General features: G+C 39.7%; 18 protein-coding genes and 2 pseudogenes. 12 read left to right on the top strand and 8 right to left on the bottom strand.

Annotated features, from left to right (window positions below; translation table 11 throughout):
- Nucleotides 1–5 precede the first annotated feature (5 nt).
- The 5 genes from AC3CKG_RS24820 to AC3CKG_RS24800 form a co-directional block, all read right to left on the bottom strand.
- Complete coding sequence (locus AC3CKG_RS24820) at nucleotides 6–365, bottom strand: hypothetical protein (protein ID WP_016790675.1); 360 nt, start codon at nucleotides 363–365, stop codon at nucleotides 6–8.
- Between the two features lie 590 nt (nucleotides 366–955).
- Complete coding sequence (locus AC3CKG_RS24815; protein ID WP_372045359.1) at nucleotides 956–1399, bottom strand: lytic transglycosylase domain-containing protein; 444 nt, start codon at nucleotides 1397–1399, stop codon at nucleotides 956–958.
- 55 nt (nucleotides 1400–1454) lie between these two features.
- Nucleotides 1455–1790: a type I restriction endonuclease subunit M gene (locus AC3CKG_RS24810; protein ID WP_488530056.1), complete on the bottom strand. Its 336-nt coding sequence runs from the start codon at nucleotides 1788–1790 to the stop codon at nucleotides 1455–1457.
- Between the two features lie 76 nt (nucleotides 1791–1866).
- Nucleotides 1867–2253 (bottom strand): DUF7659 family protein, encoded by a 387-nt coding sequence (locus AC3CKG_RS24805; RefSeq protein WP_488530055.1) that lies wholly within the window; start codon nucleotides 2251–2253, stop codon nucleotides 1867–1869.
- A gap of 40 nt (nucleotides 2254–2293) precedes the next feature.
- Nucleotides 2294–2638, bottom strand: a complete 345-nt coding sequence (locus AC3CKG_RS24800; protein ID WP_488530054.1) for a hypothetical protein — start codon at nucleotides 2636–2638, stop codon at nucleotides 2294–2296.
- 211 nt (nucleotides 2639–2849) lie between these two features.
- Between AC3CKG_RS24800 and AC3CKG_RS24795 the strand changes: the two are divergent.
- Together AC3CKG_RS24795 and AC3CKG_RS24790 are read left to right on the top strand one after the other, a co-directional pair.
- Nucleotides 2850–2948 (top strand): annotated as a pseudogene (locus tag AC3CKG_RS24795) (IS3 family transposase); the annotation flags it as partial.
- A gap of 97 nt (nucleotides 2949–3045) precedes the next feature.
- Nucleotides 3046–3362: pseudogene (locus AC3CKG_RS24790) on the top strand (DUF2913 family protein); the annotation flags it as partial.
- Between the two features lie 29 nt (nucleotides 3363–3391).
- On the opposite strand, the gene AC3CKG_RS24785 reads toward AC3CKG_RS24790, so the two are convergent.
- Nucleotides 3392–3517 carry a hypothetical protein gene (locus AC3CKG_RS24785; protein WP_488530053.1) on the bottom strand — a complete coding sequence of 42 codons (126 nt, stop codon included), beginning with the start codon at nucleotides 3515–3517 and terminating at the stop codon, nucleotides 3392–3394.
- 733 nt (nucleotides 3518–4250) lie between these two features.
- On the opposite strand from AC3CKG_RS24785, the gene AC3CKG_RS24780 reads away from it, so the two are divergent.
- The 7 genes from AC3CKG_RS24780 (at nucleotide 4251) to AC3CKG_RS24750 (ending at nucleotide 11765) form a co-directional block, all read left to right on the top strand.
- Nucleotides 4251–5428, top strand: a protein-coding gene (locus AC3CKG_RS24780) for an IS3 family transposase (protein WP_488530052.1) whose coding sequence is annotated in 2 segments (ribosomal slippage) — nucleotides 4251–4509 and nucleotides 4509–5428 — 1179 coding nt in all. Because the reading frame shifts where the segments join, the coding sequence is not laid out codon by codon here.
- Nucleotides 5429–5703: 275 nt separating this feature from the next.
- The gene (locus AC3CKG_RS24775) at nucleotides 5704–6741 is read left to right on the top strand and encodes a ComEC/Rec2 family competence protein (RefSeq protein ID WP_488530051.1); all 1038 of its coding nucleotides are present in this window, start codon (nucleotides 5704–5706) and stop codon (nucleotides 6739–6741) included.
- Entirely contained in the window at nucleotides 6741–8960 is a 2220-nt protein-coding gene (locus AC3CKG_RS24770; protein WP_102483254.1) for a Mov34/MPN/PAD-1 family protein, read from the top strand. The genes AC3CKG_RS24775 and AC3CKG_RS24770 overlap by 1 nt, the downstream gene beginning before the upstream one ends.
- A 21-nt stretch (nucleotides 8961–8981) precedes the next feature.
- Nucleotides 8982–9488 (top strand): hypothetical protein, encoded by a 507-nt coding sequence (locus AC3CKG_RS24765; RefSeq protein ID WP_108214425.1) that lies wholly within the window; start codon nucleotides 8982–8984, stop codon nucleotides 9486–9488.
- 267 nt (nucleotides 9489–9755) lie between these two features.
- Entirely contained in the window at nucleotides 9756–10397 is a 642-nt protein-coding gene (locus AC3CKG_RS24760) for a hypothetical protein (protein WP_102483256.1), read from the top strand.
- Entirely contained in the window at nucleotides 10394–11098 is a 705-nt protein-coding gene (locus tag AC3CKG_RS24755; protein ID WP_102483257.1) for a hypothetical protein, read from the top strand. The genes AC3CKG_RS24760 and AC3CKG_RS24755 overlap by 4 nt, the downstream gene beginning before the upstream one ends.
- Nucleotides 11091–11765: a hypothetical protein gene (locus AC3CKG_RS24750; RefSeq protein WP_488530050.1), complete on the top strand. Its 675-nt coding sequence runs from the start codon at nucleotides 11091–11093 to the stop codon at nucleotides 11763–11765. Before AC3CKG_RS24755 ends, AC3CKG_RS24750 begins: the two co-directional genes overlap by 8 nt.
- A 260-nt stretch (nucleotides 11766–12025) precedes the next feature.
- Here the strand turns inward: AC3CKG_RS24750 and AC3CKG_RS24745 are convergent, their stop codons facing one another.
- A complete protein-coding gene (locus AC3CKG_RS24745; protein WP_488530049.1) occupies nucleotides 12026–12742 on the bottom strand; it encodes a S24 family peptidase in 717 nt (238 codons plus the stop codon).
- A gap of 342 nt (nucleotides 12743–13084) precedes the next feature.
- On the opposite strand from AC3CKG_RS24745, the gene AC3CKG_RS24740 reads away from it, so the two are divergent.
- Genes AC3CKG_RS24740 through AC3CKG_RS24730 form a run of 3 tightly spaced genes read left to right on the top strand, consistent with a single transcriptional unit; the run spans nucleotide 13085 to nucleotide 14612 of the window.
- Nucleotides 13085–13882, top strand: coding sequence for a ParA family protein (locus tag AC3CKG_RS24740; RefSeq protein ID WP_488530048.1), 798 nt, complete (start codon nucleotides 13085–13087; stop codon nucleotides 13880–13882).
- Complete coding sequence (locus AC3CKG_RS24735; protein WP_016767843.1) at nucleotides 13875–14267, top strand: hypothetical protein; 393 nt, start codon at nucleotides 13875–13877, stop codon at nucleotides 14265–14267. The genes AC3CKG_RS24740 and AC3CKG_RS24735 overlap by 8 nt, the downstream gene beginning before the upstream one ends.
- Nucleotides 14268–14321: 54 nt before the next feature.
- Nucleotides 14322–14612, top strand: coding sequence for a helix-turn-helix domain-containing protein (locus tag AC3CKG_RS24730; protein WP_488530047.1), 291 nt, complete (start codon nucleotides 14322–14324; stop codon nucleotides 14610–14612).
- A gap of 496 nt (nucleotides 14613–15108) precedes the next feature.
- Here the strand turns inward: AC3CKG_RS24730 and AC3CKG_RS24725 are convergent, their stop codons facing one another.
- On the bottom strand, nucleotides 15109–15381 hold the full coding sequence (locus AC3CKG_RS24725; protein WP_488530046.1) for a helix-turn-helix domain-containing protein: 273 nt from the start codon (nucleotides 15379–15381) through the stop codon (nucleotides 15109–15111).
- Nucleotides 15382–15624: the final 243 nt, after the last annotated feature.

The raw sequence follows: 15624 nt of genomic DNA, 5'->3' as shown, positions 1-15624 counted from the left end.
AGTGGCTACCCTTTTTTTTCGCCTTCAAGATACTCGTCGACGCTTTTATCAACCAAAGCGGTGTTGGATTTTCTTTGCTCAATCGAATCCGCTTTATTCTTATAATATCCCTCCCCATCAAAGCTATGCGCCAAATTTAAATTTAGCACGCCTTGTACCTGCCTAACCCTACGATACGTTTCTTCCATCAACTCACGGTTCGACGGCCGCTCATCGTCACTGTCATTCAGTTTGATGCGCAACGCCAAGGTAAAAAGCTGACGAGTTGCCTCGGCATCACTTAACTTTTCTCTGTCTCTGAATTTCTTAAAATCTTGCTCTAGCTTCCCTCGAAGGGAGCTTTGTAAAGGGTAAGAACGCGACATAATTTAGCCTTTTCTCCTCAATGAATGTCAATGAAGTCCACTTTTAAACCCCAATGAAACCCAATAAATTCTCAATGTAAACCCATTGTACTTAGTTTTAAAAAAACAGCTACAACCTTATTGCCAAAGGGATAAATAACAATTCAATTAAACCCCATTGAATTTAGATAGAAATCACCGCAATCCCTTACACAGAAAGGCGTCAATGATAATTCAATGTGATTACATATTTTTACACTGGGATTTTAGCGGCTAATTAGTTGAGATTTTGAAAATTTTTTCACGCTCTACTTTGCCTCCAATACCAACTGTAAGGTATTGTTTTTATTGCCTTTATATTTCTCACAGACAACCATTCACATTGAAATCAATGTGCCGTGGTGTGTGGTCACCAACTCAACTAACCAACAACTCAGAACGAATGATCTGAGTCCCTAATCAAAGCGACGGGAAAAAACTGACAGCGAAAGACAAAAGCCGACCAGGTGGCGAATGAATCTGACGAACGAGGGATGCGGGGGATCTGGAAATTGAAGGAAGAAAGCGAGAGGAAAAGCTGAAGGCCTCGCACCATTATGGTGCAAGGCCTTTTATTGAACGTTCATCTTAAAATAAACCGATTGGACTTTTTGGATGTATATTTTTCTGGCGCTCTCGGTGCGTTTGGAAAAACCCGCATTATACGCGCCGACGCTGTTCCAGTTATAACCATGACTAGAAAAATTAGAACTTAATACCCACGCGCCAAGATGAACATTAAAGCAAGGATTATAGATGTTTGTTTCATTCACATTAAATTCGGATAGTCGATCAAACCAATGGGAATTAATTTGCATCAATCCAAAGTCACGACTAACCACCTCACCGACTCTATTTTTATTTTCATTGTACGCGTTCGGTTTTAAGCTGCTCTCTACCGTTGCAATGGATTTTAAAAGCTGTGGATCGACATTATAAAATCGCCCTGCCTCATCAAAGCAAAAAGCCCAACTGAAACACGGCGATAACAACGAAAGATAAAGTAATGGTTTCATCATAAAAAAGAGCCCTAATAATAGGACTCTCATTTTATGCCATCCCATTGAGATATCAATATTCACAAGGTAATAAAATTGTGGTCACGCTGCGGTCACGTTCAGTTATTATCCAAACCGATTGATCACAAATCGTATAATTCGATATCACTCGCTCACCTGTTTTGGTTGCTTCGTCATTGGTGATTTTATCTTCAATGCAAGTCTCTCCCCAATCTCCACTTTGGTGACGCTGCAAATAAATCGACAAGTTAGCACCGACATTATTATCTAATAACTGCTCAATACCTTGCGTATAGACCACTTTACCCAACGAAAACGGCACGGCCGTACAAAAGTAACATTTTGCTTTCGTTTCTTCTCTATCATGTGTAGCATTCAGAATGTTCATTAAATCTAACTCCGATGTAATTGAACATGCCTTGATATTTGATGGAACAAATATCAAGGCGCTTTAATTTTCACGCTTAATAAACGTCTTCCGTTTTACGAATATGATTAAACACTTCATGAATTTCATCGTAAGTGATGCCATACCCTTCGAGCTTTTCCACACAATCACAAATATCATTGGTGTAGAAACACTCATGATTAAATAACTCACGACGAATGATCGCCTTTTTCCCGTTCTCTTTGATATCTTCGGCGATCCCTTCTTGAGCGATGGAATCTAAACGAGTCATTAATTGCTTCGCGTTATCGGTGGGACATATTAAACCCATACCTAGCGACGCGTATTTCAAGCCCTCTTTTTTTTCATCATCGAACTGTTGATTAGAAAAAGCAAAGAACGCCCCGGTCTCATTAAAAGCCTGAGTTTGTTTGTCTTGAATATAGTGTGAGAGATATTTCATTATTTAAGTCTCCATTTTATAATTAGGGGGTATCAACTCTTTATACTTCGATATATTGATGGCTATCTGTCACCCACCCCATGACGACAGCACGACTATTCAGCCCTACTTTATTCGTCTCAGTAATCACATGACCTCTCGCGATGCCTTGCCCCCAGTACGGCTTATTGAGTTCTGTTTCTGGGAACAAAACCGTCAGTTCTAGCCAAACACTGGAATGTCTTGCTCTTGCTTTTACATGAGCGGCAATCACGACAATATTTTCCACAGATGTTGATCCTGATAGGGCAACATCACGACTTGGCTCTACTGGTTGCAGGCGCTTAGAGATATCATTTTTTGGTGAGCTTTCGTGCTCCAACGGCGAAACGCTGGTCACTTTCATCCGGATGGTATGGCTCAGCAAGATGAGGGCTCTGAGTACTTTCAATATGGCCGCTGAAAAGAGCGGTATGGGGTTGTGCAGGACTTTTCGACTTTTACCTACCTTCCACCCTTATTGTTATGATATTCAGTCTCTTATTGAGGGAAGGTAAATATTGATCCACACCAGCAGTTTTGGACGGCAAGTTATTGGTTGGCCTATGAATACGAGAATGACGAGAGAGCAAATGCGCCAAACGATCTTCGAGTACATGGAGGTTGATTATAATCGAACGAGAAGGCACAGTGTTCTTGGGTATTTAACCCAATGAAATTTGAAAAGCAAAATGTCGCTTAGTGAAGTGTCCAGTCATACTGGAGCAGATCAAAACCATCTAGGGCAAGAAATTAGACAAATTGATAAGATTGCTGAGGAGAATGCTCAGCATTGGCCGCAGTGCAACTGGCAACATTGAAGAAAAACTATGGGATGTCAATCGACTGAATCTCGAGTATCAAGCCAAATTTTCACAGGCTGACTCATGTTAACGGAATTATTTGAGCAGCATCAGTTTCCATCTATGCTGGAAAAACTCGAAAAAGAAATCGAACGGGACACGCTTTACATGAAAGAAAAAAGCGTAAAGCAAGGGTTTGATGAAGACAATAACCAAAGGCTTTTATCGCGTTGAAGTTGCCCAGGAAGATAAGATGAAGTCATTCACCTTTTATTGCATCGAGAGTGAGAACGATTATACGATTGAAGAAGACCTTTCTATTTCTCGGGGTTACCTTGGGTAGACTGGTGCACGACTAAATGCCCAACTTCAACCTTGAATGAAAGCTTTCCCATAGGACAACGCATTCCAAAGCTAGTCTGACCAAGTAGGTCATTATTCATTTTTCCACCCAAATCCGGATTTAGGTCTAGTATAATATACAGCGATACTCGCCATTAAAACATCCTGTAACACGGAGCCTTCCATCCTAATGGTAAGGTAAAGTTCACCCAAAACCTTTACGGACGCCAGTTTACAATGCAGAGACACAAGCAATCAGAAACCTGCTCTTACGAGGCTGATGGTTATATGAGGTGTTCCGAAACACCCCCTTTGATTTACATTGTTACTGAAACTCAACTTGAGAGTGCTCTATCCTCTATAGCCACCAAGAACTTACATATTTACTGTGCATTTACACATAAAAGTTTGAACACTAAATTAATCAAAGATATTCAGTACAGCCACTTTAAATCCATAAGCTTTAGCGACGCTCAAACTCTCTACCCTCAAAAAACACTTTCGGTTAAAAACAGGGTAAAGTGATTGATGTTAATCAACAGTAATTATGCGTCAGCTACACGCTAACAATGACTAAGGACTACTCGCTAACGCTTTCAAGCTCTAAATGTGAGGACTCTATGCCGTCCTACGGGCTACGCCCTACCTGCACAGCAGTAACAAAAAGAAAATACTTCGCACTTCCTTTTCCTTACCACTCGGTATTTTTTGATAACGTTAGATACGATTCACAACTAAACCTTGGCATCATGTTGTAGTGTAGTGGCATAGTGAATTTGGCCACCTGATTAAGAGGTGATGTATGATCATCTCGATACTAAAACAGGTGACATTATGACTAAGCGTGAAAGACGCACTTTTAACCCAGAATTTAAACTTGAATGCGCTCAGCTAGTGCTTGACCAGGGACGTTCCTATAAAGAAACCTGCGAAGCGATGGGGATTGGAAAAACTACGTTAGAAAGCTGGGTTAGGCAACTCAAAGCTGAAAGAGCGGGTAAGGCACCCAATTCATCACCACTCACTCCAGAGCAAAGAGAAATTCGTGACCTTAAAAAGAAAATCAAACGCATTGAAGAAGAAAAGGAAATTCTAAAAAAGGCTACGGCTCTCTTGATGTCAGACTCCCTGAACGGTTCTCGATGATCGAGAAACTCAAGAAGAGTTATGCTGTGAAACGGCTTTGCGAAGTGTTCAGGGTTCATCACAGTAGTTATCGTTATTGGGTAAATAGGGATAAATCTCTGTCGTCAGAGCATGTGCTTGTCCGTGCTGAAGTTCGCCGAGCTTATGAGTTGAGCAATGGTTCCGCTGGAGCGAGAACCATTGCTGACATAGTAACAGCGAGAGGCATTTCACTTAGTCGTTACCGAGCGAGTAAGTTCATGAAAGAGCTAAACTTAGTCAGTTGCCAACTACCAAAACATACGTACAAAAAAACACAACAGGAACATGTTCATATACCTAACCGGTTAAATCGTCAGTTCGCGGTGACTGAACCGAACCAAGTCTGGTGCGGCGATGTGACCTACATCTGGACGGGACAGAGATGGTCTTATCTAGCAGTTGTTATTGACTTGTTCGCACGAAAAGTCATCGGCTGGGTAATGTCTAACTCACCAGATAGCGCATTGACAGGTAAGGCGCTGACCATGGCCAATGAGAGCCGCGGAAAGCCGTCTGGTGTAATGTTCCACTCGGATCAAGGTTGCCACTATACGAGTAAAAAATATCGTCAGTTGCTATGGCGATATCGAATCACTCAAAGTATGAGTCGTCGAGGGAACTGTTGGGATAATAGCCCTATGGAGCGAGTGTTCAGAAGTTTAAAAACGGAATGGGTACCAAAGAATGGCTATAGAAGTTTTACAGAGGCACAGAAAGCAATAACGGATTATCTGGTTGGTTATTACAACCAGCATCGTCCACATCAATACAATGGTGGATTAACACCAAATGAGTCGGAACGACAGTTTTGGTTCCCTTATAAAACTGTGGCCAGTTTTACTTGACCACTACATAGGGCGGGTGCCGAAGGATAATTTTAGGAAAGAGGAGCAAACCTAATTGTCACTAGAGCAGTCACTATCGCTACATAGGCTTTCTTGCGTATTTCTAAGCTTATTTCAAACTTCACCTGTGTTGTACACCTTTAATGGACACTCAATGAGCAAGTATAATTATCCTTATTATTAGAAAGGTTAAACACTTGAAAAACTCAACCACCTCCCTCATATAAAACTAAGCGCTATTATTTTGATTTCACAACAAGTTAGAGGTTTAGTATATGAGCGACTTTATAAAATATCTTCCTGTCGGAAATGGCGACTGCATCCTAATAAAATCAGGGGATAATACCGTACTTACAGATATAAAATACCGTACGTCTTCGGAAGATTCTTATGATATCGCACCCGATATCAAAGACGCTTGTAGTAACAATAAGCTAAGCCTTTTCATATCAACTCATCAAGACCAAGACCATGTTTTGGGCTTCGCAGAACTGTTCCATTGTGGAAAACCTGAAAATTGGAAACAAAGTGACGATAAACTTCTCATAAACGAAATTGTTTGTACAGATAGAGCCTTGAACGAAGAAGGTACAGAGGCCTCTAAAGCTATTATTAATGAAATTCAGCGAAGACATAAGCTAACAGGCGATACGAAGTCTAAAGATGGCAATCGCCTAATCGTAGTCTCTGAGGGGGATGAACTCTCTATTGACAATAAATTATCAGGAATAGTCCTTGCACCAAATAGTGAAGAAGTAAACGGGGAAAGTCGCAACAATAGTAGTATCGTTATTCAATGGACATACCAAAGCTCTTCAACTGCTACAAAGTCAAAAATATTACTAGGTGGAGATGCTGAATGCGAAGTTTGGGAGCGCTTAGATGGTGACTACGAAATAGAACATCTAGAGTGGAGTTTATGCACCGCTCCTCACCATTGTAGTATGACTCCGCTCGGAGCTAAAGAAGATAGGACAGTTAAGGGTGGCAAGTATATAGATAATGACAAAGCTATAAGTGCACTTAGTAACAAAGTGGGTAATGCCTTCGTTGTATCATCATCGAAAGAAATTAAAAGAAATGATGACAATCCACCACATTACCAAGCTAAAGGTCAGTGGATAAAAATCATAGAGAACTCAGCCGACGACGACGCGAGCAGTCGTTTTTTTTGCACATCGACCCACAACGATGGGAAAGAAGCGCCAGTAACCTTCACACTTAACGATAAAGGCATTCACTTAGAGAAGAAAAAAAACTCTCAGACTAAAAGAGCTGCCCTTAGTTCAACAACCAAATATGGCTGTATGTAATGAGCACTGTCCAAGATTGGCTCAATTACGATATAAGACAGTTAAATTTACACGATGATGTGACGAATTTAGTTACTGAGCTCGCCGACGACGAAGTCCACGTATCTTTTAACTTAGGCTTCATTCAATATGCACAAGTGTTAGATATCAGGATTCGCTGTCCTGAGAAAATAACATTGGTCTACTTAAATAAACGAGAACGAAATGCCCCTAAAATTTTAGCTACTAGGGAAAGTTTTCCTAATGATCTGCCCCACCTCAACCCTGTAAAAAAAGGAGAACCAGCATCTCTTTGTTTGTGGCGTAAAGGTGGAACGGATACGCTCTATAAGCAAAAAGGAATACTGGAAACCATACAAATACTGCAAGGTTGGCTTGAAGACGCCTCACTTGGTCTCCTAAATAAAGATGGATGGGAACCATCACCAAGAACGAGCTTTGTCAGTTTTCATATGGATGTCCCAAAGCTACAAGAGATGGTGGCAAATCCAAAAAATGAGAATAGTGTATATGTTGCCGAAGGCAAAGGTTTCTTCTTTAAGCTAAATAAAGAAAATATAGTCGGCTTCTCAAGAGGCTTTAAAACTCTTAACAGAAAAGTAATTAACCCTGACTTCCTACCCAAGAAACAAGACAGGCTTGCGCAACCTGTCGATCTTGAAAGCAAAGAACTTATCACTCTCAAAATTGTTCTGAGCACTCCACCGATAGATAGGATTGATAGCTACCATACTCCCCACAAAATCAACACATTTGAAGACTTAAGGGAGTATTCAGATTACGAGTCCTTTCAAAATACATTAAGTGCGATTGAGAAAGAGTTCGGTGAATCGAATGGTGATCAAGGAGTCATCGTGCTTATCGCTCATCGCAGACCGTTACCTTTAATTAAAGAGATAATGGGACTTTCTGAAGATGAAGAACATAGAAAAATAGAATTACTGCCATTTTTTATCCATAAAACTAAATCAAGCATCTCCGTTCAGTTTTTATCATTACGTTCGGAAATTACAGGTAAAGAGCTGGGTGACATATCTGGATACGATCCAGTCGCTGGAAACATTGGTATCATAGGTTGTGGCTCTCTGGGCTCAACTATTGCAGATCAAATTGCACGTTTAGGACATTCGGACATAACGCTATGGGATATAGATTGCCTAGAAGCCCACAATACAGCTAGGCATGTATCTGTACACTCAACCTTTGACGTCCCTATACTAATAACAAAAGCAAACTTGGTGGGAAAACACATAAAAAGTATGTCCACTACACACGAAAAATGTGTATCAATTAAATCACATAACTTTTCTCTACACCAAGACCAGAAAACTGTTCAACAGGCTTTACATATCATCGATGCGACAGCAAGCGATCTGGAAAAGTACTGGCAGAGTAAGCCGAATTGCCCTGTTTCTCGTGTATACATATCAGATGAAGGCAGGGTTGGTATAATTCAAACACAACCTCAGTCCGGCACCCCTGATATTCTTGATTTAGATGCATTCCTACTTTTGTTATCTCAAAATGACAGTGACATACAAAACTGGCTTAATCGACAGTCTACGCTTAGTTCCAAACTAGTTGGATTAAGTTGTAGCAGTGAAACATTAGAGCTACCTTGGTCATCAATCTTAAACCATGCATCTTCAATGGTTCCAGCCTTAAAACAACAATTCGAAAAACCTAAACCATTGATTGGAATAAACATATTAGATAAGAATGGCTTCCCTAAAGGGTATAAGGAAGTAGGTAATGAAAAAAATCTCACTTTCCTTTCAAAAACTGTTAAAGATAACGAAGGGATAGAATGGAAAGTTTCTATTCATCAAAGTGTTATTAACAAGATTGATTTAACTCTTGAAAAGCATAGCCCAAGAGAAGCTGGAGGATATCTTCTCGGTTTGTTTAGTTTAGAAACACATAGAGTTTCTATTGTGTTCGCATCTGAAGGGAAGTTTAAATCAAGTCCCTCGTATCTGGAGCTAGAAGCAATAGAAAGTGACCCAGAGATTGATACCATAGAGCAATCATCACGCGGTATGTTAGTACCTTTAGGTACTTGGCACAGTCATCCCAACTCCTCAGCTAATGAGTCAGATCGTGATGTTTCCACTTATCAAGATATTATAAAAGAATCAGAACAAGTCCTACCATTTATAATGCTGATAAGGGGAAAGGAAGATTTAAATCTTCTCATTGGCCTTAACAGAAGCCTCTGATAATAAAGGAGTATTGATTAAATGCCTGAGTTAACAAATGATAAACAGAGTAACAGTGATGTAATGGAAAAAGAAAAACCTACATGGGTTAAGCGGGTTATTTCCTACTTAGTAGCCTTATTAATTCTTCCATTAATTTACTTTATAGCCGCGTCTAAAGGAGCTTTACCTGACTGGGTGAAAGTAAATCAACTAATTGTGGAATGTGTGTTATTCGGCCTAACAGGAGGAGTCACTTACTGCTTGAGGGCGGTTTACCTTAACAAGTGCGTTAGAAAGCAATGGGATACTAATTGGGTTACTTGGTATTTTTTAAGGCCACTCGTGTCCTTAATTCTTGGCGGAATAACTTTTTTCGTTCTTCAAATAGGCCTAGTTACAGTTGGAGTGAAAGAAGCAGCAAACCCTCAGCACCTTTTCTATGTAATCGCATTTTTCGCTGGACTAAATGTTGATGGCTTCTTAAAAAAATTTGAAGGGCAAATATCGAAAAGCGTTGGTGTATCTAAAAGTAGGCAATCGGGCTAGAAGTTTTCATAGCCCTAGGCTTACATGGTATTACCTTTATAATGGTTAGAAATAGATAATCAACATTTTTCAGGAAAAGGCTATAACACCTTATCATTTAAACCTTTCCAGGTTTATTTCAGAAGCCACTAGCGTTGGGGTTTAGTTGTTCTTACCGCTTTCAAAATTACTTTGACAGATATCCATAAAAAACTTGACATAAGCAAACGAAAAGAACAACACTTGTCCACGATTTGCAAATTATGGACAAATGAGGTTTAGCCCACAATGAAAAGTCAAGATGTTTTATTGCTTGTTAAGCTTATCTGCTTAGGTAACTTGAAAGTTGATGATATTGTAACTAACAACACTAGTTCAAACCTTGTTGGTTGGCTTGATGAAAGTGAATTAGATACTGAGCTGAATCACATTGATGCCATATTCGAGTCTTCAGATAGTTACGAGCGCCTGTTCACTCTTCGTGGCCTATCCGAAGAGCTAGGAATCAGTAAAAGTGAGATCAGTAAAAGTTTAAAGCGATGCATCGATGTAAAACTGGCCAAGATCAATCGATTAACTGGTAGACCTGAAGCGAATAAAAGAGCATTTGACGAATTTATCACGCACGGCTTTAAATACGTTTTTCCTGTAAAATCAGCTCAGGTAACACGAGGCATACCGACTACTTTCTCTGCGCCTGTACTGCAAAGTAAACTCTTATCTGGAGGTGACTTAAAGATGGTTTGGCCAGATCCTAGAGGGAAAGATATGGGGCAAGCTATTGAACCCCTCTATAAGTCTGTACCACTTGCCGTTAGACGAGATAGTGAAGTTTACGCATACTTAGCTCTTTTGGATGCAATCCGCATAGGGAATGCAAGAGAAAGCAATTTGGCAATTAAGATGTTTAAAGAGAGACTATTCCAATGAATCAATCCACCTTTGAAAAACTTAAAGGTATGGTAATACAAGTAGCTGAAGCGCTTGGGTCAGACCTTTTAAGTAAAACGGCTTTTGTTGGTGGGGCAACTACAGGCTTTCTCCTTACAGATGAGCTTGCGCAAGAATCAGTACGCTCAACAGATGACGTCGATTTAATCGTTAGTGCGCTTGGTTACTTCCAGAATGCGGAATTTGAGCAAACACTACGCGAGCGTGGCTTCATCGAAAATCCTGAGGACAATGTAATATGCCGTAAGTGGCTTGATGATATTCAAGTTGATTTCATGCCAACTGATGAGACGCTTGGATTCACCAATCGTTGGTATGCTGCAGCATTAGAACATGCTCAAGATTACGAATTGAAACCAGGCTTGATAATCCGCCTTCTTACTCCAGCCTACTTCTTAGCAACTAAGCTTGAAGCATTCAAAGGTCGAGGTGCTGACTTCTTATGGGAAAGTCGTGATTTAGAAGACATCGTGAGCTTAATTGATGGTCGAGATACACTTATTGAAGACATTCGAACAGCCGATAAGGAAATGCTCTCTTATATATCTATTGAACTCGATACAGTACGCAATCACACCGACTTTGATTATCTTCTACAAAGTACAACAAATGGAGATGAAGGCCGTATGGAATATCTGCATGAGCAGATTGATGGTATCGTGGGGATAGAAAATGGATAGTAAATTAATATCCTCGACGCTCAAAGGAACAGAGCGACCTGTTAACCAAGATTTTTCCGCCTACTGTAAAAGCGATGATGGCAAAGAGTTTTGGATAATTGCTGATGGCTCAACTAATGCAAAAAGCAGTGGTGATTTTGTTGCTTCATTTTGTTCACTATTGCGTGCTCAATGGTTAGCTGCACAAGGCCCTGCGACAGAAGATGACATTCAAGCTCTCATAAAGCATGTCCATAGACAGATTCACCGTGACTTTATTTACTCGAAAGGCAGTTTTTTACTACTAGTCATTGAAGAGAATATACAGCACTGCTTTTATCTGGGTGACTGCCGCATTGGGACTATAGAAGGTAATGACATAACATGGTTAACCTATCCACATAGCTTAACTTACAGGAGCGAGGGCTGTGATGAAAAGATGTTATGTACTGATCCCGATCGCCATACGTTGTTCAATGTTCTTAAAGGCGTCCGCTTCAGTAGGCCAACTTATAAAGCTCTCCAACTTGATCTAAACAAGCCATTGATTCTTGCATCCGATGGGTTTTGGAGCTACCACCCAGCACAACTTCCGGAACCTTTAACCGAAGAAGCTGTAAACGAACACCTTGAAACCTTAATATTTACGGACGACTGCACAGTACTAATTCGAAACGCAAATCAATAGATTGATGTAAAAATAAGACCACAATATTCCATGCGCAGCGATGCAAACAGATATTCTCGTTACGAGACCACTGCAATACAGTGTAATTTAAAAAGGTATCTTGAGAGTTCCAAATTTTCTGGAAATTAGTAATATAAACACTCAAAATTAGGGGGAATTGTTCACAATTCCTATTTTTCTGGAAAAGGCTCTAAAATCTTTTTCTCTGTAGCTTTCCAGATTTATTTCAGAAGACACCTGTGTTGGTAATTAGGTGCCGTCTATGAGTCCGTACATAGAACATCCCTATGTAATCGAAAGCTGTAACGAACAACGCCGTGCAATCTTAAGTAATCGGATTCAGTCACCCGGTAATCTGGATAGGCGGGATTGTCTGACGATAGTAATCTAGAACTTAAATGAACACGCTTGCAAACTAGATCATGATTAAGTGCAAGAATACAAACATCGTCATCACCAGGCTTTAAATGACGCTCCAATAGCATTAAATCATGGTGGAATATGTAGGGCCTCATAGATTCGCCGTCCGCCTTACAAATCAAAGTAGAGTGCTCAACATCAATGAGTAGAGAGTGCAGATCAATATCTATTAGACTGTTGTGTGCAGGCAATGAAATAGGTTTACGAAAGTGATGGATAGATACTGTGACCACCCCTATCACTAAGAGATCATTCTGACCATGGCAGGCATGCTTCATGTGTGCATAAAGCTGAGGCCAACTCACACAATATCGTTCATCAAACTGCTCAACCAAAACTATATCGTTCACTAGTGGCTGTCGTGAGGCATCAATGAGTAGCCAATCACCGATAGCAATTCCAGAACATACATACTCAGTCGTGCTCTCAATCAAAAACATAGATGAAGGAGCATGGACAAACATCTGACTCAAGTTAAGGGCTTTCTTACGAAACGTGAGTGTAGGGTTTTCAAAACCAGTGATCGAGGCAGAAACCGAATTTTCTAATATCAACATGCCCATATAATACTGTACATAAAACCAGTAAATCAATATTTAAGTTTGAATCAAGAGTCGCATTAAGCAAATTTCCAGCCACACCACTCAATCAAATTATCAAATTATCAAATTATCAAATTATCAAATTATCAAATTATCAAATTATCACACTAGACCCCAATCAAAAAAACACTTAAACCATTATTATAAAACAAAAAAACACCACCAATAATCATGTATAGCATTGGCGCTATACATAAGTTCAGGTTTAATTGAAGTATGTATAGCACTTTTGCTATACATAAATAAAACACTCACATATAATACGTATAGCATCAATGCTATACATAGGGCTTAAACATGACAACACTCAAAGACAATTCAACTAGAATCATAATGATCGGCTGCCGAAAAGGGGGAGTAACAAAAACAACAACAACCGTAAACCTCGGCTATGAACTCAGCCAACAAGGACAACGTGTCCTTATCTTAGATTTCGACGGTCAAGGCGATAGTACAAAATTTTACGGATGTGAAGATTCAGAATATTACATTGGAGATGCACTTCTTGATCGAAAATTCGATATTAAAAAATCAATTTACCCTGCAATCATTAATGGGCAAGCACAAGAGCACCTACATATCATCCCTGGGCGCCGGGGCGATATAATGACGAAGCTTGATATGGACATGATTTCTCTTACACGTCGAGAGGAACGATTAAAGCTGCATTTAGAAAAGCTTCAAGGTTGTTATGATTTCATACTAATAGACACCAACCCAGGAACCTCTGTTCTTGGACTAAATGCTGTAATGGCTGCTACAGAATATCTATTCCCAACTGAATATAAAGAGCACAGTCTTGACGGCGTAGAGACACTCCTTGAACACATCCAAGATGTGAAATTCGTGGAAGAAAATGAAATAAAGTTTTTAGTGATTCCTTCTAAGATAAGTAAAACAGCAAAAAAAGCTCTTGATTACGGTACTGGGTATTTAGCGGAAAGGTGGCCAAACAACACAGCAAAAACCACCATTTGGGATCGCAGCCTATTTACGGAGGCAGAAATGGAGCATGAGCCAGCAAGTGTAATTAACCGTGGCCATGTAGCTGCACGTTACTATAAAGAGCTAGCAAAGGAGGTCATCAATGAATAAAGACGTCCAGCTACTCGCAGAGTTAAAACAAAAAAAGAAACTGACAGGTGCAGAGCGAGCTCAAGTGAAAATGCTGGAGCGGAAAATTAGCCAATCAGAGAAGCCGGTTAAACAAGAAAGTAAGAGTAATATTTTCGCGACGAAACCCACAACAAAAATCAATCCGCTACCAATTCGATTTTCCAACAACGAACGCACTGGAATAACCGAACTTGCTAATGATATAAAAACCAACAACCTAGAATTAGTTATAACTGAACTTGGAAGCGAAAGAGAAATTAACGATACAAAACTGGTACGCGCTGCCGTTTACTTACTTAAGAAGCAAAGTCACGAGGATATAGTGGACGCTATAAAGCAAGTAAAACTAAACATGATCAGATAGTAGTTATGTATAGCATCAATGCTATACATAACTTTCATCTCTGGAGCTATACCAATGCAACAGCGACAGGAAGACTTAAAAATTCCCCTAAAAGTTAGAGAACTTTCAAAGGATAAAGACTCGGCCTTAAAGGCTTGGCTAAACTACCTTGGCATTTCTCAGTGCGAGTTAGCTGAAAAGTTAAACGTATCCCAAGCTAGAGTCAGTCAATACTGTTCAGAGAGGATTAACAAGCGATCTGTCTTATTAAAGATTTCTGATGCACTTGGTATTACACCTGAACAATTGGACTTTGAACCTGATTCAATACCCTTGATAGTTTTTATAAACGATACAAATGAATAGAAAAAATTCAAATGTCTATCATCTCGTAGACCACACATGCGGGGGAGGGGATAACGATGGCAAAGCTCAAACTTGGGGCTAATAAAGGTCGTAAAAACTATGTATAACACTGATGCTATACATAGTTTTACTCTTTAATTTATGGAGATAACTCTCACCCACTCCAATCAAAAAAATCAAGACCCGTTCTATAACATTGAGCAGTAGTGGAAAGACTTAATGTACTTAATGTACTTAATCCAGTGAATTAAAACCAAGAAATTAATGTATAGCAACAATGCTATACATAGGAGAATGTAGGACTCAAAGAAAAAATACCGTTCATAATCAGTGCAGCGATAGTTACTTTGCAATCTGACTATATTACCGCCTGATATTTTGAAGCGAGAATAAGATAAGCCACCATAGACTTCTTGAGAGACAACGACAGTTGATTAAGTTCTGCACCCTCAGCATTAGACCAGAATAGCAGGGTACAAATAAGCTTGATACGAACTTACTGGCTCTCATACAATCCAAATTTACGAGTTGTGATCAGGTTTAATTTTTTGCTAAAACTACCTCTATTGATACCTAAAATCCTTGCTGACTTTGACTGATTACCGCGAGTATGAGTTATCAACTCCGTAAACAATATTTCAAATACCGCTGGCGTCACCCAAGACATATCAGGGTTAGGTAATTGTTTATCTAACCATGTCGGTTCCAATTCTGCTCGAATAAGCTTTTTTAAGTGGTCTTTGTTGATGGGTGTTAGTTGGTCATTCATAAAGGTTGGGGATAGTTAAGAGACGTAATAATTCTGCCAAATTTATCATGAAACCACCTTAAAATCTGCCGACGACGAAAATTGATGTAATTCATGCTGTGGCTTGGATTCGCTTAAGGATCTGGTTCATGTAGCGCACACAATTTAGAGTATTTAATCTAACCAATTGCTGCCCCTTTATGGTTTAGAGCAGAAGCTCATACACATTCTTTTAATGGGCGTTTGCCTTATCAAAAGTTATCG

The organism is Vibrio sp. QJM3NY_15 (assembly GCF_057785995.1).
The sequence above is the reverse complement of the archived record's forward strand: the minus strand, read 5'-3'. Positions and strand labels throughout refer to the sequence as shown.

Excerpts from the sequence above, each read along its gene's own strand:
- AC3CKG_RS24820 (WP_016790675.1), bottom strand. The coding sequence starts at position 365 with ATGTCGCGTTCTTACCCTTTACAAAGCTCCCTTCGAGGGAAGCTAGAG.
- AC3CKG_RS24815 (WP_372045359.1), bottom strand. The coding sequence starts at position 1,399 with ATGAAACCATTACTTTATCTTTCGTTGTTATCGCCGTGTTTCAGTTGG.
- AC3CKG_RS24810 (WP_488530056.1), bottom strand. The coding sequence starts at position 1,790 with ATGAACATTCTGAATGCTACACATGATAGAGAAGAAACGAAAGCAAAA.
- AC3CKG_RS24805 (WP_488530055.1), bottom strand. The coding sequence starts at position 2,253 with ATGAAATATCTCTCACACTATATTCAAGACAAACAAACTCAGGCTTTT.
- AC3CKG_RS24800 (WP_488530054.1), bottom strand. The coding sequence starts at position 2,638 with ATGAAAGTGACCAGCGTTTCGCCGTTGGAGCACGAAAGCTCACCAAAA.
- AC3CKG_RS24785 (WP_488530053.1), bottom strand. The coding sequence starts at position 3,517 with ATGAATAATGACCTACTTGGTCAGACTAGCTTTGGAATGCGTTGTCCT.
- AC3CKG_RS24775 (WP_488530051.1), top strand. The coding sequence starts at position 5,704 with ATGAGCGACTTTATAAAATATCTTCCTGTCGGAAATGGCGACTGCATC.
- AC3CKG_RS24770 (WP_102483254.1), top strand. The coding sequence starts at position 6,741 with ATGAGCACTGTCCAAGATTGGCTCAATTACGATATAAGACAGTTAAAT.
- AC3CKG_RS24765 (WP_108214425.1), top strand. The coding sequence starts at position 8,982 with ATGCCTGAGTTAACAAATGATAAACAGAGTAACAGTGATGTAATGGAA.
- AC3CKG_RS24760 (WP_102483256.1), top strand. The coding sequence starts at position 9,756 with ATGAAAAGTCAAGATGTTTTATTGCTTGTTAAGCTTATCTGCTTAGGT.
- AC3CKG_RS24755 (WP_102483257.1), top strand. The coding sequence starts at position 10,394 with ATGAATCAATCCACCTTTGAAAAACTTAAAGGTATGGTAATACAAGTA.
- AC3CKG_RS24750 (WP_488530050.1), top strand. The coding sequence starts at position 11,091 with ATGGATAGTAAATTAATATCCTCGACGCTCAAAGGAACAGAGCGACCT.
- AC3CKG_RS24745 (WP_488530049.1), bottom strand. The coding sequence starts at position 12,742 with ATGTTGATATTAGAAAATTCGGTTTCTGCCTCGATCACTGGTTTTGAA.
- AC3CKG_RS24740 (WP_488530048.1), top strand. The coding sequence starts at position 13,085 with ATGACAACACTCAAAGACAATTCAACTAGAATCATAATGATCGGCTGC.
- AC3CKG_RS24735 (WP_016767843.1), top strand. The coding sequence starts at position 13,875 with ATGAATAAAGACGTCCAGCTACTCGCAGAGTTAAAACAAAAAAAGAAA.
- AC3CKG_RS24730 (WP_488530047.1), top strand. The coding sequence starts at position 14,322 with ATGCAACAGCGACAGGAAGACTTAAAAATTCCCCTAAAAGTTAGAGAA.
- AC3CKG_RS24725 (WP_488530046.1), bottom strand. The coding sequence starts at position 15,381 with ATGAATGACCAACTAACACCCATCAACAAAGACCACTTAAAAAAGCTT.